At 74.2% G+C, this 15,230-nt stretch carries 11 protein-coding genes; 8 read left to right on the top strand and 3 right to left on the bottom strand.

Features of this window, described 5'->3' with window-relative positions; all coding sequences use genetic code 11:
• Positions 1 to 256: 256 nt before the first annotated feature.
• The 3 genes from ABT299_RS15230 to ABT299_RS15220 all read left to right on the top strand — a co-directional run bounded on the left by ABT299_RS15230 (position 257) and on the right by ABT299_RS15220 (position 5,065).
• Positions 257 to 2,185 (top strand): sporulation protein, encoded by a 1,929-nt coding sequence (locus ABT299_RS15230; RefSeq protein ID WP_500251127.1) that lies wholly within the window; start codon positions 257 to 259, stop codon positions 2,183 to 2,185.
• Positions 2,186 to 2,448: 263 nt separating this feature from the next.
• Complete coding sequence (locus ABT299_RS15225; protein ID WP_190860432.1) at positions 2,449 to 3,018, top strand: dihydrofolate reductase family protein; 570 nt, start codon at positions 2,449 to 2,451, stop codon at positions 3,016 to 3,018.
• A gap of 1,165 nt (positions 3,019 to 4,183) precedes the next feature.
• On the top strand, positions 4,184 to 5,065 hold the full coding sequence (locus ABT299_RS15220) for a hypothetical protein (protein ID WP_500251126.1): 882 nt from the start codon (positions 4,184 to 4,186) through the stop codon (positions 5,063 to 5,065).
• Here ABT299_RS15220 and ABT299_RS15215 read toward each other — a convergent pair whose 3' ends face one another.
• The 3 genes from ABT299_RS15215 to ABT299_RS15205 all read right to left on the bottom strand — a co-directional run bounded on the left by ABT299_RS15215 (position 5,066) and on the right by ABT299_RS15205 (position 10,986).
• A complete protein-coding gene (locus ABT299_RS15215) occupies positions 5,066 to 6,193 on the bottom strand; it encodes a hypothetical protein (protein WP_500251125.1) in 1,128 nt (375 codons plus the stop codon).
• 1,096 nt (positions 6,194 to 7,289) lie between these two features.
• Positions 7,290 to 8,201 (bottom strand): hypothetical protein, encoded by a 912-nt coding sequence (locus ABT299_RS15210; protein WP_500251124.1) that lies wholly within the window; start codon positions 8,199 to 8,201, stop codon positions 7,290 to 7,292.
• 130 nt (positions 8,202 to 8,331) lie between these two features.
• Complete coding sequence (locus ABT299_RS15205) at positions 8,332 to 10,986, bottom strand: SpoIIE family protein phosphatase (RefSeq protein WP_500251123.1); 2,655 nt, start codon at positions 10,984 to 10,986, stop codon at positions 8,332 to 8,334.
• Positions 10,987 to 11,177: 191 nt separating this feature from the next.
• Here ABT299_RS15205 and ABT299_RS15200 point away from each other — a divergent pair, with 191 nt between their 5' ends.
• From ABT299_RS15200 to ABT299_RS15180, 5 genes are all read left to right on the top strand, one after another.
• Complete coding sequence (locus tag ABT299_RS15200) at positions 11,178 to 11,894, top strand: TetR/AcrR family transcriptional regulator (RefSeq protein WP_500251122.1); 717 nt, start codon at positions 11,178 to 11,180, stop codon at positions 11,892 to 11,894.
• A gap of 518 nt (positions 11,895 to 12,412) precedes the next feature.
• Entirely contained in the window at positions 12,413 to 13,096 is a 684-nt protein-coding gene (locus ABT299_RS15195; protein ID WP_500251121.1) for a sigma-70 family RNA polymerase sigma factor, read from the top strand.
• A gap of 177 nt (positions 13,097 to 13,273) precedes the next feature.
• Entirely contained in the window at positions 13,274 to 13,657 is a 384-nt protein-coding gene (locus ABT299_RS15190; protein ID WP_190860422.1) for an SSI family serine proteinase inhibitor, read from the top strand.
• A 131-nt stretch (positions 13,658 to 13,788) separates the two neighbouring features.
• Positions 13,789 to 14,211 (top strand): CBS domain-containing protein, encoded by a 423-nt coding sequence (locus ABT299_RS15185; protein ID WP_190860420.1) that lies wholly within the window; start codon positions 13,789 to 13,791, stop codon positions 14,209 to 14,211.
• Between the two features lie 46 nt (positions 14,212 to 14,257).
• Positions 14,258 to 15,160 (top strand): ANTAR domain-containing response regulator, encoded by a 903-nt coding sequence (locus ABT299_RS15180; RefSeq protein ID WP_347256854.1) that lies wholly within the window; start codon positions 14,258 to 14,260, stop codon positions 15,158 to 15,160.
• Positions 15,161 to 15,230: the final 70 nt, after the last annotated feature.

The raw sequence follows: 15,230 nt of genomic DNA, 5'->3' as shown, positions 1-15,230 counted from the left end.
GCAGGAGGTGACGGGCACTGAGTCCGAGCCGGGCCGCAGGACCCGGCCGGAGCCGCGGTCTCAGCACCAGGGACCGTCGGCACGACGAGACCGCACGGAGCGAGGTTGGAAACGCCGGGCACGCCCCGCGGCGGCTACGGTCTCGCCATCACGGACCGGCGGCACCGACCGGCGGGACGAGCGAACCGATGGCATGGTGGAATCCGTCTGACATTCGCGGGGGCACGCCCCGCGCGTCGCGAGAAGGGAACGGCCGGTGTCCTACGGGCAGATGGCAGGCGGGCCGTCCGTCGACACGATCCTCGCGGAGCCGAACTGCAAGCCGGGCGGCGTCGTGGCGGGCAAGGTCCACGTGCGCGGCGGAGACCGCCCCCTTGAGGTACGGCACGTCACGCTGGCGCTGATGCCGCGCATGCGCGACGGGCACGGCGAGACGGCGGGTCCGGAGGTCTACCGCGGCGCGCTGACCCGTCGCTTCACGCTGGAGCCCGCACGGCAGCGGGACCTGTCGTTCTCCATCCCGCTGCCGTACGAGTTGCCGTTCACCACCGTCCTCGGACGGGAGTTGCCCGGCTTCACCATCGGGCTGTGCACCGAGGTGGATGTCGCCGGGCAACCTGATCCCGGGGACATCGACCCCATCTCGGTGGAGCCGCTGGAGTCCCAGCAGTGGGTGCTGGCGGCCATCGCGAAGCTCGGTTTCCAGATCAGGCACGTCACGTTCGAGGAATCCGAACTGCGGGGCGTCTCGCGGCACCTGCCGTTCCACCAGGAGATCCACCTGGCGCCGCCGTCCGCCTTCCACGGCCGGCTCGACCAGATCGGGCTGACCTTCGTCGCCAGCCCTCGCGAGGTGGCGTTCGTCCTGCGCGCCGAGGACCGCACCGCCCCGTCCGACGAGGCGTTCGGGGTGTTCAAGGTCGGGCACGCCGAAGCCGCCGAGACGGACTGGAACGCCAGGATCGGCAAGTGGCTCGAGGAGGCTGCCGCGCTGCCTCGCGCCGCCCACGCGAGCCCGCCGCCCGGAGGGTCCGCGTACGGCGGGGTGACTTTTCCGCCGCCCCCGCCCTCACCCGGGCAGCCTGCTCCGGGCCCGGCGTCCCCAGGCGGCGAGTACGGCGGCGCGGGTCACGCCCAGTTCCCGCCACCCGGACCGGCTCCCGGCGCACCGCCGGCGCACTTGCAGAGCCCAGGCCACGCGGCCGGTGCCCCGCCCTTCCCGCCGCCGGGCGATGGGGGCTATCCGGGCCCCGGCGCGCCTGGGCCGTCCGGTCCAGGCTTCCCTCCGCCTCCGCCCGGCCAGTTCGGGCCGTCCGCATTCGGCCAACAACCTGGCGAGGGCGGCCACGGCAGCTCACCCGCCTACCCGCCCGGGGCCCCGTCACCGGGCCAGAACTTCCCGCCCCCACCGCCGGGCCAGGGATTCGCCTCGCCACCCGGCCCCGGTATGGGAGACCACGGCGCCGCGCCTGGGTATCCGCCTAGCGGTCCCCCACCGCCGGGCGGCCCCGGACACCAGCCGCAGGGCGCGCCCCCGGCAGCGAACGTCCCGCCGGGGCAGGGCACCCCGTTTCCGCCGCCTGCGCCAGGGCATCCAGGAGCCGCGAACCACGCACCCGGCTTCCCGCCGCCCCCCGCGCCGCATGGCGCGGCCCCGGGCGGTTTCCCACCGAACGGCGCACCTGGTCTCGGGCTGCCGCCGAACAGCGCTCCAGGCGCCGGCATGCCACCGGGCAGTGCACCTGGTGTCGGGATGCCCGGCAACGTGCCTGGCCAGCATGCCGCTGGGCCCGCTCCCTACCCGCCGCCCGCGCCTCCGGGCCCGGGGCATGGAGGGCTGTCGGAACCGCCGCCCGCCCCGCCGGGTCCGCCGCCTGCGCCCGACGGCCCCGTGTATTACGCGCCGGGCGAGCCGCCGCCCGCACCTCCGGGTCCCGCACCGTATCCGCCGCCTATGCACGTCCACCATGGTCACCACGGGCATCACGGGCACTACCGCCACGGTCCCGGCATCGCCACCGCCGGCCTGGTCGGCGGCGCCGTCGTGGCGGGTGTCGCCGGAGGCATGGCCCTGGACGCCATGGGCGACGTGGCCGGCGACATCGCGGGTGATATCGCCGGCGACATAGCCGGCAACGTCGCCGCGGAGGTCCTGGGCGGCTTGCTGGGCGGCCTCTTCGGCTGACCTCGCCGCTCAGGACGTCGGTCGAGCGTTCGACGGCCCTTCCCGCCGGGCAGGTACGTGTTACTCGAGGGGCACGTCGAACACGGCGGCGCCCGGATTGAGCAAGCCGTCTCAGCACCACGATGCGCGAGGTCGTCAGGAGGCTCGACCGATGCGCACCGCTGGTCGCAGACCGATGAGTCCTGGCTGCCCGCACGGTCTGCACAGGACGAAGACGGACGTCTAGCTCCATCTCGTGTCACGACGACCTGGTGGGAGAGCCGATGCGTGAGCTGGTGGTCGACATGTTCAGCACCGTCGACGGGTACGGCGGCGGCGGACCGAGACCGAAGGCGTACTGGGGGTACGAAGGGCCGGGGCTCTTCGAGTGGATACACGGCCAACTCGAGCAGGAACACGTCACCCTCATGGGCGCCGAGACGTACCGGCGGATGGCCGAGATCGTCGCGACCGGCGACGATCCGACCTTCCCGCGGATGACGGAGCTGCCCAAGGTCGTCTTCTCCAAGACGCTCCGGCCGCCGCTCGCCTGGGCGAACACCACGCTCATCGACGAGCCGCTCGAGACGGCCGTGCCGCGCCTCAAGGCCATGGAGGACGGTCTCCCGATGCGGACCATCGGCAGCCCGTCGCTGGTGCGCAGCCTCTTCGCGCTCGGCCTGGTCGACCGCGTCCGGGTGATGGTCTTCCCCATGATCCACGGCACCGAGGGCGAGGAGCCGGTCTTCGCCGAGCTGCCCGCGCTCGACCTGGACCTCACCACCACCAGCGTGATCGACGACCGTCTCGTCCTCCTCGACTACCGCGTCGCGCGCGACCGGTCGCCCGAATAACGCTGCCAGATGACGCCGCCCGGACAGTAGCGCCGGCACCGGTCACGGCGCCCGCTGATGACACCCGAAGAGGGTGGCCAGCGGTGGTGCCGGCAACAGCGGCCGACAGCGGGGACAAGCGAGGGTGGCCGGTGCCTCTGCCTGGCCAGAACAGCCGATGGCAGCGGACAGCGGCCGACAGCGGCGCATGGAGAGGATGGCCGGTAACGGTGCCTGGCGAGGGCGGTCGGTAACAGGAGACGACGGCGGCGCCTGGTGAGGGTGACCAGTGGCTGACAGCGGCGCCTAGCTAGGGCAGCGGTGGAGCCCTGAACGTCCCCCAAAACGACGACCCGCGTCTACGCGCGTGTGGGCGTACGACGTTGGGCCTGGCGGTGCTGGAGGAGAGGATCGGACCGGGCGTTGCCGAGGCGCAGGCGCGAACGGCCCGAGGGTCGCGCGACGACGCCGACACCCTGGACGGACCGTGCCTCGCCAGAGCGCGGCCCGTGCCGGTGCCTGGCGAGGGCGGCCAGCGACGGCGGTTGATGAGGGCAGCCAATGACAGCGCCTAACAGCGGCGCCTAGCGAGGGCGGACGGCGACGGCGGACGGCGACAGTGCGCGGTGGGTGTGGCCTGTGACGGTGACGGTGACGGCGTGCGGCGGCTGGTGACGGCGGATGACGATGGCAGCGCGGTGAGTGTGGCCAGCGACGATGGCCAGTGACGGCGTCTGACGGCGGCGCGTGGCGAGGGCGACGGTGGACGGCGACGGTGGACGGCGACGGTGCGTGGCGAGGGCGGCCGGTGACTGCGGCCAGCGACGGCGACGCGATGAGGACGCCCGGTGGCGGTGACCAGTGCCAGCGACCAGTGGCGGTGGCGATGGCCGGTGACGGCGTGCGACGGCAGCGGCTGACTGAAGGTGGCCGATGAAGGTGACCAGTGACGGCGACCGGTGACGGTGGTCAGTGACGGTGGTCAGTGACGGTGGCTGGTTGAGGGTGGGCGAGGGTGGTTGGAGAGGGTGGTTGGAGGGGTTGCTGGGCTGCTTGGTCTTTGGGGGTGGGTGGGGCGGTCGGGGGTGGATATGGCGGGCGTTTCGGACCGGATGTGGCGCGGTCTCGGCCAATCGGGTCCCGGATGGTTAGGGTCGAGAAGGCAGCCCGCCTCCCGAGGAGTCACATGACCACCGTGATCCTGGTCCTGCTCTGCCTTGCGATCGCCGGACGCGAGCTCTACCTGGCCTCCGACAAGCGGCTCCCGCAAGCACAGGCGGACGTGCGCGAACTGCGCGCCCAACTGTCCGAACTCGTCAAACGCCATGAGGCGCTCAAGGCGGAGGTCGCCGCGGCGGCCGAGCCGTCCGGGATCCCGATCCCGCAGCCGCTGCCGGACGGCGCGTCCGCGGAGATCCTCGACCGGCTGGAGAGCTTCTCGGGCCGGATCGACCGGCTGGAGAAGGAGACCGCCGACCTCGCCGGGGAGCTGGCGGGCCTCGGCCTCGACCGGGAGGCGCAGCACGCGCTCGCCCGCTCCCTGGACACGGTGGAGCAGGACGTGCACGAGCTGCACCGGGAGATGCTCGAACGCGTCGACCGCGAGGAGGGCGTCGTCCCCGGGCTCCTGCTCAGCGAGGAAGGGGAGGCCGAGGCGCTGCTCGCCGACGCGTACGAGCGGTGCGCCGCCGAGTGGGGGCTGCGCGTGCGCGTCCGCGACCAGCGGTCCCCGCAGGCGGCCGACGGCTCCTACCTGGGGACGGTCTACTACCTGTCCGGCCGCCGCGCCGACGATCTCGCCGAGGACCTGCTGACGCAGGTCAGGGGCCTGATCAACGCGGAGGACCCGGGTGCGTTGAGCGCCCTGCTCGGCGAGCTGGCGCACCTGCGGGGCGGTGGGATCGCGCGGTTCGGCCGGTTCGCCGTCGTCCGGACCGGGAGCACGCTGCTCTGCGGCGTCCTGCCGGGCGAGGCGCCCGCGGCCGAGCCCTGGGAGCTCGCGGGACGTCTCCGCGAGCTCCCCGAGGACCGGCGGGCCGACCTGTCCTGGCTCCGTCCGGACGCGTGATCAGGGCCGGACGAAGCGGGGCGGGGCGTCGTCGGTCCGGTCGACGCCGAACGCCAGCAGGCAGCGGGGCGGATGCCCGGCGTCGGTCTGCAGGCACAGCCCGACGCCCAGATCGGGGTCGATGACCACGACGCGCCGGAGGGCCCGCAGGGCGCGCCGGGCACGGCCTCGCGTCCGGGGCCGGGACGGCTCGTGCAGCGTGCTCGTCACGACCCGTCCCGCGTAGCGCCAGAGGGTCAGCGAGTCGAGGACCCGCACGCCCGCCGAGGTGAGGTTCGCGACGATGACCACGCCGCTGTCATCGTCCTCCCCCATCTCGGACGGCGTCGTCAGCGCCGCGTCCTCCGGCAGGTCGCGGGGCGCCCTGGGGCCGCCGACCGCACGGTGGTAGCGGAGCGGGTCGAGGGTGTCGATCACGAACGCCCCCGCGTACGGCCTTGACGCGCGCGGCTGCCCGGGACGCGCCCGCAGCGGCGTCCGCGGCGCGTTGCGGGCGTTCAGGTGCGCGCTGAGGTCGAAGACCATGCCGGCGTCGTCGAGCCAGGTGGGCAAGCCCAGCTTCGATGACGAGGTGCGGTCCAGGCCGTCCGTCATGCCGCGGATCTCGTCGGCGCGGCCCGAGAGCGCCGCCGCCATGCCGAGCCCGGGGAACGCGCCTTCGAGGACGGCGAGCATCGCCCGCCAGGTGGTACTCCCCACGAACTCGATCATGAAGGCGTCGGCCAGTGCCCTGCGCCGTCCCGGGTCCGCCATGGGCCCCGGCTGGGGCGCGGGCGGCGGCACGGTGGACGGCGGCTGGGCGGACAGTCCTCGGGCCGGCGGCCGTGCGATTTCCGGCCGTGTCACGTCCGGTTTCGTCAGCGAGGGCGGTGGTTCGGCGGAGAGGCCCTTGCCGGGCAGGAAGGGCTCGTCGGCGGCGGGGCGTTCGTGGCGGCCGGCGCTCCGCGTGTCCGCCGGGTCTTCGGGGGTTCCGGACTGCAGGCCGCCGGGCTTCCGGACGACCCACCGCTCCGGCTCGTCCTCCGGACGCGACGCACCGGCGACGTCTTCCTCGGGTACCGGCACACCCGTCCCGTGCGGCGCCCACTGCGGCGCCTCCCAGCGCGACGAGCCCTCGGACGACGGCACTTCGGTCGACCTGTACGGCGAGGAGGAGCCAGTAGGCCCCGTCGCCTCGGGGGGCACCCCTGCGCCTGGCTCCTGCTGTCCCCACGGCGCGGGTGTGGTCTCGGAGGACGGCTCGGTGGGACGCCCCTCCGGATCCTCTGCGGGACGCGCTTCCGGCACGTGCGGTGCCCACTGCGAGGGTTCGGCGGCTTGCGCGGACGTCTCAGGCGCCGCTGAACTCGGATCGCGGGCAGACCACGGCGCCGGCGTGGAGCCGGCAGGGGGTTCGGCTGACGGTGCCGGGTCGCGGGGGGACCGATCCGCAGGCGGCTCGGTGGCCGAGGAATCCGTGGGACGCGCCCCTGGGTCCTCTGGCGTCCATGGGGTCTGTGCGGTCTCCGGGGGCGGGGCGACGGGGCGTGCCGCAGGATTTTCGGGCGTCCATGGGGCGGGCGTGCCCTCCGGGGACGCGGGACGTGCTTCCGGGACGTGCGGCGTCCATTGGGGAGAGCCTGCGTCCGACCGCTCGGTTCCCCACGGGGCGGGTGTCGACCCGGGTGGTGGTGCCGCAGGGCGGGTCTCCGGCGTGTGCGGTGTCCAGCCCGAGGAAGCGGGCGACGGTGCCGCAGGCGGTGAAGCCGGATCGTGGGGCGTCCATGGGGCGGGGCCGGCAGGTGACGACGGCCCTGGATCGTGCGATGACCAGTCCGCGGGCCCGGCAGCCGACGGCCCCGGGGCGGGCGCGGACGGTGGTGTTGCGGGGCGGGTCTCAGGCGTGTGGGGCGCGTACGACGGGGGGTCTGAGGGAGCGCGGGCGATGGCGCCTCGGGGCGTCCAGGGCGGCTCGGCGGAGGGGGGCGGCGGTGAGGGAGATGTGCCCGGTGGGTAAGGCGATTCGGCGGTGGGCGGCGGGGCCTCGGGCTGCGGGGGCGGGACGGGGATCCAGTCGGCGGGCTCCTCCGGGCGGGACCTGCTCCTTCCCGCGACGTGGACGTCGCCGGGGTGGGGTGCGGGCGGGCCGCTGTCTTCGGGCTCGGGTCCGGGACGGTCGCGTGGGCCGAATCTCACGGTGACGATCCTGCGCTCTGGACGCGGGGCTCGGCAAGCGGGACGGAGGTCAACGGCGGCCGTCCTGGGCGCCGAAGAGAGCGGCGCAGAGGGATTCCAGGCGGTCGGGGCCGTCGCCGGCGGGCAGCACGGTGAGGACGGGCTCGCCGGTCTCACCGGGCGTGTCGGGTGCGTCGGGGGTGTCGAGGCGGAGCCGGACGGTGACCTCGCGGCGCAGGGGCTCGTCGGTGCCCTGGGCGGCGGCGACGTCCTGGAGGCCGACGGAGACGGTCTCGGGGAGGTCGACGACGAGGGGCTGCTCGCCGGCGGGGAGGCGCTCCTGCCAGAGGTCGAGGACGCGGCGGGCGAGGCCGTTGAGGAGGCGGCCCCAGGGGACGACGAGGGCGGGCGGGACGTTCTCGGTCTGCAGTTCGGGGAGCCCGAACCGGGCGAGGCCCTTGGTGGCGAACCAGAAGCCGTGCGGTCCCGAGGTGTGCGGGAGGAGCATCCAGTCGGTGAGGCGGACGGCGCCGTCGGGCTCCGGCAGGGAGCGGGTGAGGTGGTCGTGAGCGAGGATCTGCGGGGTGAAGACGTCGATGACGGGGGCGGTGCGGGCGGCGGCGACGGCTCCGGCGACGGCGCGGGCGGCCCATTCGTGGGCGGGCGGGTGCCCGGGGCGGTAGGCGGCGCGGACGGCGAGGATGTGGGAGGCGGCGTCGAGGGCGGCGAGTTCGGCCGGTGAGGCGCCGTAGGCGGCGAGGAGGTCGGCGGGCAGCGGCGGGAACTCGGCGGCGGGCCGCTGGTCGAGGGTGACCATGGGGCTGCCGAGCATGCCGAGGACGAGGTCGCGGAGCGGGGGCCGGGTCCGTGCGGCGACCTCGTCGTAGGCGAGTTCGCCGGGGTCGGGGATCGGCGCGGTGAGCACGACGGCGTAGGTGGCGTAGAGGGTCTCCGGGACCGGCAGGGTCAGCTTCTCGCCCAAATCGTCCCCCGATGGACCGTTGATGCGCTTCGACACTATCGATCTCAACGGACGGGACCGTTGGAAACTATCTGTCGTGGAGGGGACAGTTACCTCCCACCGGTGGGAGGCGGACCCCCGACCACCGGATTCACTCCGGGAGGCGGTGCTCGAACCACACCACCTTTCCGCCGTCGGTGCGGTGGGTGCCCCAGCGGGCGGCGATGTGGCTGACGAGCTGGAGGCCGCGCCCGGACTCGGCGGTGGCGTCGGCGTGCCGGAGGTGCGGCATGTCCTGCCCGTCGTCGTAGACCTCGCAGAGCAGGGCGTCGCCGCGGATGAGCCGCAGCACGATGGCCCCGGCGCCGTGCAGCAGGGCATTGGTGATCAGCTCGCTGACCAGCAGCTGGACGGTGTCGGCGACCGCGTCGAGGCGCCATTCGGCGAGCTTGAAGGCGACCTGGGCGCGGGTCCGCGGGACCATGCTCGGCTCGGGTTCCAGCTCCCAGACGGCGACGTCGTCCTTGGGGATGCCGTCGAGGCCGACGGCGACGATGGCGATGTCGTCGGCGGGGGCGGTGGTGGCGAGCGCGTCGAGGAGGGCGTCGCAGGTCGCGTCGAGCGGGCGGTCGGGCCCGGCGAGCAGGACGCGCAGCTCGTCGAGGCCCTGGTCGATGTCGCGGTCGCGGCGTTCGAGCAGCCCGTCGGTGCACAGGACGAGCCGGGAGCCGTCCTCGACCTCGATCTCCATGGTCTCGAACGGTTCGCCGCCGACGCCGATCGGCAGCCCGGCGGGGACGGGCAGCACCCGGCTCTCGCCGCTCTCCGACACCAGGACGGGCGGGACGTGCCCGGCGTTGGCGAAGCTGCACCGCCGGGCGACCGGGTCGTACACGGCGTACAGGCAGGTGGCGACGTAGCCTTCGCCGAGCCGCCGGGCGAGCTCGTCGAGCTGGCGGAGCAGCAGGTCGGGGCGCATGTCCTCGACGGCGAGGGTGCGGACCGCGGTGCGCATCTGGCCCATGATCGCGGCGGAGGTGAGGCCGTGCCCCATGACGTCGCCGACGACGATGCCGAGGCGGCGGCCGGGCAGCGGGAACGCGTCGAACCAGTCGCCGCCGACCTGCGCGGCCTGGCCGGCGGGCCGGTAGCGGTAGTGGACGCGGGCGCCGGGGACCTCGGGCGGGTCAGCGGGCAGCATGCTGCGCTGCAGCTCCTGCGCGACCTGGACCTCGCGGCGGTAGAGCCGGCCGTTGTCGACGCACAGCGCGGCGCGGCGGGCGAGCTCGTCGACCATGGCGAGCTCGAGGTCGTCGAAGCGGGGGCGGTCGGGCTTGCGCAGCAGCTTGAAGGTGCCGAGCACCCGGCCGCGCGCGATCAGCGGGACGATCAGCAGGTCGCGGCCGGTGAACAGCGGAGTCAGGTCGCGGCCGGCGAACGAGGCGGACAGCCGGGCCGCGAACTCGGCGTCGACCTGCGGGACGTGCACCGCGCGGCCGGTGCGCATGGCGCGGACGAACGGGGTGCCGCGCCCCAGCACGAGCGTCTCGCCCTCCGGGACGATCCGCTCCCAGCGTCCGGGCTCGTCGTTGTGGGCCACGGCGACGCGCCGCATCACGGCGGTCTCGTCGAGGTCGGCGGACGGCTGGGCGGAGTCGGCGGCGACGCCTTCGAGGAGTTCGACGGCGGCGAAGTCGGCGACCCGAGGGACGAGGACCTCGGCGAGCGTGCGGGCGGCCTGGAGGTGGTCGAGGGAGCCGCCGATCTGCTGCCCGGCCTCGCTGAGGAAGGTCAGCGTCTCGTTCTCGTCCGCGCCCGACGTACCGGACGTGCCGGTGGTGCCGGACGAGGCGGCGGCGCCGTCCCGGTCGTCGTGGTCGGCGGCGGCGGTGTGCGGGGAGACGGCGCGGGGGCGGATGCGCAGGGCCCGCGGCATGTCGCCGATGTGCGGGACGACGGGAAGCCGCACGGTGACGCTGAGCGAGACGGCGGGCCGGCCGAGCGCGAGCACGCGGGACACGATGGCATCGGTGGCGGCGGTTCCGGCGGCGGGCAGCAGTTCGGCGAGGCGGCGGGCGAGGGGCCCGTCACCGTGGCCGGAGCCATGGCCGGCGCCGTGGCGCGCGAGCCCGTCCCCGACGGGCCCCTCGGTGGCGGCCTCGCCCGTCACATTCTTGCCCGTCACGTTCTCGTCCGCGCCGGGCTCGTCCGCACCGGCCTCGCCCGTGGCGGTCTCCTCCGCGCCGGGCGCGTCCATGGGCGGGGCGAGGACGGGTTCGACGCGCAGCAGCCGGGCTCCGGCGGCGCGCCGGGCGGCGCCGTCGGGCGCGGCGACGAGGACGCCGTCCATGGCCAGGCCCGGGCCGTCCTCGCGGAGCCGGCGCAGGTCGGCGGCCAGCGCGAGGACGCGGACGTTGCGGGCGCCGCGGTCGCCGTCAGGTTCGATCGGGTACACCCACCAGCCGACCTCAGCGGGCCGTCCGTCGTCCGCGCGGGGCACTATGCAGGCGCCGCACCAGACGTGCCCGAAGACCTCGGGTTCGAAGGCCCCGCGGTGCTCCTGCGGCAGGCGCAGCAGCGAGGCGGGGGAACGGCCGGCGGCCTGCAGCGGCCCGGCGCCGAAGAGCTCGGTGGCGGCGTGGTTCCAGTGGTTGATGCGGCCGTGCTCGTTGAGCGTGAAGGCGGCCATGCTCACGACGCCGAGCAGGGGCTGGTCGAGGAACCGGGGCTGCCGGGCCCCGGCCCGCTGGTCGGGCGGGGCCGCTGCGCCCCCGCTGAGCGGCGGCCTGTTCTCGGCGATGGTCACGCTGCCCCCTTCCCCGGGCGGGATGCTCACTGCATCCGGCGACCCACGGTGAAGGGGACGTTACCTCGGGTGAACGACATTCGCCCGGGTTCTCGCGAACTCGGCAGGTGTGGCGGCCACCGATGACGGGTGAGCACTCACTCAGTATGCTGGGGTGCTACCGTCCGGCGACGGAAGGGAAGGTGGCGCAGGTGGCGGTGGGCAGGGAGCCGATGCGGGAGCGGATCCTGGCGGCGGCGGTCGCGGTGATCAGAGAGCGCGGGATCACCGCCGCGACGACCAAGGAGATCGCGCGGAGCGCCGGCGTCTCCGAGGGCAGCCTCTACAACCACTTCGCCAACAAGACCGCCCTGTTCGCGGCGGCGCTGGGCGAGGTCGCCGCCACCGCGCGGACGGCCATGGCGTCCCTCGCCGGGTCCGCCGGGCAGGGGACGGTCGAGGGCAACCTCGCCCGGCTGGCCGCCGGCATGGTGCGCTTCTACGGCGAGCTGCTGCCGATGATCGGGCCGGTGCTCGCGGACCCGGACCTGATCGCCTGGCTGCGCGCGGACGGCCCCGTCCAGGCACAGAAGGAGGCCGCCGAGCGTGCCCCGGACCCCGCGCTCCCGCCCGGGTCGCCCGGCGGGCCGCCGTCCGGACCGCCCGGCGGTCCGGCGGCCGGGCCGGTCCTCGGGCACGCCGCGCTGATCGGCTACCTGGAAGCGGAGCGGCGGGCGGGACGGCTGTCGGCGGGGGCTCCGCTGCCGGCCATCGCCGCCGCTCTGCTCGGCGGCTGCCAGCAGCACGCGTTCCTGATCCGCCTCGCGGGGCCGGAAGCGGTCGCGGCGGGCGCCCGGCTCCCGGAGGACCCCGAGAAGTTCGCCGAGCAGCTCGTCCGGGCCGTTCTGGCGGGCCATCTGCCGTCCTGACGCCCGCGCCCCGGCCTCCGCCCCACACTGCCGCCGGGCACCCTGCCGCCCCCACTACGGGCTCGCGGATCTCGACGGCAGCAGGCGGCTTATAGCGCCGCCTGGACACCGGTTCGGCCGACACGCCACGGTATGTGACGGACGCCACGCAACCTTCGGGCCCCGTTCGGGCGTCTTACCTAACGGGAAGCCACTGAAGCGTGGGTGCGCCCGACCAGTACGGCCCGCGACGTCCCGGACCCCGGGGTCGCCCTGGCGACGCCGGTCCGCGCACCCGCCGCCCGGCCCGCGCCGCCGCGGAGCCGAGCCCCCGACCACGCCGGACCGTCTCCCCCGGAGACGGGCACGAACCCGCGAGGACCACGTCGCTGGAGCGTGCCAAACGCCGGCCCGAACCCGTCGGGAACGGTGGCGCGTACCACCTGTACGGGGGGCGGTCATTCCGCCCGGCACGCGCGTGCCGCCGAGCACGCGCCAGCAACCGGCCCTTCACGGGGTCACGACCACGGGGAGCGATGATGACCGCTGTCACCATGCCCGTCCGCAACACCGCCGTCGTGCGCGTTCCGGCCGCCGCCGCGCACACCGAGACCATCCGGGACACCGAGACCATCCGGGACACCGGGAGCATCCGGGACACTGGGAGCATCGAGAACACCGAGCGCTACGAGCGCGACGTCCTGCCGCTGGCCGACCCGCTGTACGCCAGCGCCGTGCGGATGACGCGCAACAGCGCCGACGCCGAGGACCTCGTCCAGGAGACCCTGGCCAAGGCCTACGTGAACTTCCACCAGTTCCAGGAGGGCACGAACCTCAAGGCGTGGCTGCACCGGATCCTCACCAACAACTTCATCAACACCTACCGCAAGAAGCAGCGCGAGCCCCAGCGGGCCGGCTCCGAGGAGCTGGAGGAGTGGCAGATCGCGCAGGCCGAGGCGCACTCGTCCGGGTTCCGGTCCGCCGAGTCCGAGGCGCTGGACCGCATCCCCGACTCCGAGGTGATCGACGCGCTGCGCGCGCTGCCGAAGGACTTCCGGGACGCCGTCTACCTCGCCGACGTCGAGGGCTACGCCTACAAGGAGATCGCCGAGATGATGGGCACCCCCATCGGCACGGTGATGTCCCGCCTGCACCGCGGCCGCAAGCAGCTCCGCGAGGCCCTCGCGGGCCACAAGCGCGCCGCGCACACCCTGGCCGCCTGACCCGGGCGGCCCCGGCCGCGGGCGATCCGCCCCCGCCCCGCCCCGGCCCTTGAGCCTTCGCACGTTCCGACTCGATCCCGCGGTTACCCCGTGACCGCGGGATCGTCGGTTTTCCTGCACTGTCGGTAGTCACATGGATACATTGAGCGATGGTCCCTCAGGCCATCGGGAGTAGCCATGTCGAACACCATCGCCGTCCTGGCGGGCGCGCTGATCGCCCTCTCGCCCGCCGTTCCCGCGCATCACCACGAGAGCGGGACGACGTCCCTCCGGCTCACGCTCACCCATCCCGGGCGCCACGCGTCGAGCACGCACACGGTGACCCTCTACTGCGACCCTCCGGGCGGGCGGCACCCCGATCCCGCCCGTGCCTGCTCCGAGCTCAACGGCTCCGGCGGGAAGTTCGCCCACGCACCGGACGGCCGGATGTGCACCGCGGTCTACGCGCCCGTCGTGGCGCAGGCGAAGGGCCGCTGGCACGGCCGCCCGGTGTCGTTCCGCGCGCGCTACGGCAACGACTGCGTGATGCACTCCCGCACCGGAACCGTATTCGCGTTCTAACGGCACGGTCTTCGCGACTTGAGGAGCATCCCACCAATTCACCAAGACCGTCCGCATAGGTACGCCGACTGTGGGTAAGGCGCGCACACGGGCCACGCGAGCCGCCGGTCACTCGAGAGGATGTGCGCGCGATGCCACGACGGGTCAGCGACGTCATGACCCCGGCCCCCCAGTCGCTGCCGCTGGACGCGACGCTCTACGAGGCGGCACGGGTGATGCGGGACGAGGGCATCGGCGACGTCCTGGTCACCTACGCCGGGCAGCTCTGCGGGATGGTCACCGACCGGGACATCGTCGTGCGGGCCGTCGCGGAGAGCCGCGACACGGCGCTCACGCCGCTCGGCGAGGTGTGCACCGCCGAGCTGTGCACCGTGCGCCCCGACGACGACACCGAGACGGCGGAGCGCCTGATGATCGAGCAGTGCGTCCGGAGGCTGCCGGTGGTGGACGGCGGCCGGCGGCCCGTCGGCATCGTGTCCATCGGCGATCTCGCGGTGGCGGACGGGCAGCGGGGCCCGCTCCCCGAGATCAGTAAGGCTCCGCCGAACAACTGAGCCCGCTCAGCCCGGGCATGACGTGCCGCAGGATAACGTCATAAGCGTGGCTCCAACCGAAACGGTGCTCACCGACCAGCTCGCCGTGGAGATCGCCCGGCTGGGGATGGTCGGCGAGTCCTCCGACGTCGGCACCCTGCACCGGGTCGCCGAGCTGGCGTCGCGCGCCGTGCAGGGGTGCGCGGGCGCCTCGTGCGTCCGCTGGGCGATGCCGACGGCGTCCCTCGGCGACCCCGTCGCGGTCGCCGCGCTCGGGGCGTCGCCTGATCCGGTGCCGCGGCCTCCGGACGTCCCGCGCGTCCCGAGGCAGCAGGCCGCCTCGGAACGGGGCACCGCCGACCCCGACCTCCCGGACATGGCCGGGGACGTCGCGCCGGACGAGCTGCCCTCCCCGGACGCGGAGCGTCCCGAGCCGCTGGCCGTGGCCGCGAGCCACCCCGACCTCGCCGAGATCATCGACCGGCAGCTGTCGCGGGGGCACGGCCCCATCTACGACGTCGTCCTGGACCGCCGCACGCTGAGCTGCGACGACATCCTGGTCGAGACCCGCTGGCCGGAGGCGGTGTCGGACATGCTCCGCCGCGGGGTGCGGTGCTTCACCACGTCCCCGCACCTGAACCCGCCGGTGCTGGTCACGCTGACGCTGTACGGGGTGACGCCAAAGTCGCTCGGGCCGGACCGGCTCGCGCTCGTCTCGCTCCTGCTGGCGCAGGGCAGCGCGACGATGTCGAACGCGCAGCAGTACGACGACGTGCACCGGACCGCCGCGCAGCTGCAGGAGGCGGTGGAGGCGCGGGCCGTCGTCGACCAGGCGAAGGGCATCCTGATGCACGCGCTCGGCTGCGGCGCCGACGAGGCTTTCGCGGAGATGCGCCGCATTTCCCAGACAAGACATGTGAAACTAACCGCACTGGCCCAGCGGATAGTCGGTGACCAGGGGCTCCGCTAGGTCCCGCGCTAGGAGCACGGAGGTGACCGGCATAGGCTGCGAGATGCAGTCGCCGCGACTGCGGTCCGGA

The sequence above is a fragment of the Spirillospora sp. NPDC000708 genome (genome assembly GCF_040299565.1).
GTDB lineage: Bacteria > Actinomycetota > Actinomycetes > Streptosporangiales > Streptosporangiaceae > Spirillospora.
This window is presented reverse-complemented; position numbering and strand designations above follow the sequence as displayed.

Bases quoted from the DNA above. Each gene is read 5' to 3' on its own strand.
- ABT299_RS15185 (WP_190860420.1), top strand. From the start codon at position 13,789: ATGCCACGACGGGTCAGCGACGTCATGACCCCGGCCCCCCAGTCGCTG.
- ABT299_RS15220 (WP_500251126.1), top strand. From the start codon at position 4,184: ATGACCACCGTGATCCTGGTCCTGCTCTGCCTTGCGATCGCCGGACGC.
- ABT299_RS15225 (WP_190860432.1), top strand. From the start codon at position 2,449: ATGCGTGAGCTGGTGGTCGACATGTTCAGCACCGTCGACGGGTACGGC.
- ABT299_RS15195 (WP_500251121.1), top strand. From the start codon at position 12,413: ATGACCGCTGTCACCATGCCCGTCCGCAACACCGCCGTCGTGCGCGTT.
- ABT299_RS15190 (WP_190860422.1), top strand. From the start codon at position 13,274: ATGTCGAACACCATCGCCGTCCTGGCGGGCGCGCTGATCGCCCTCTCG.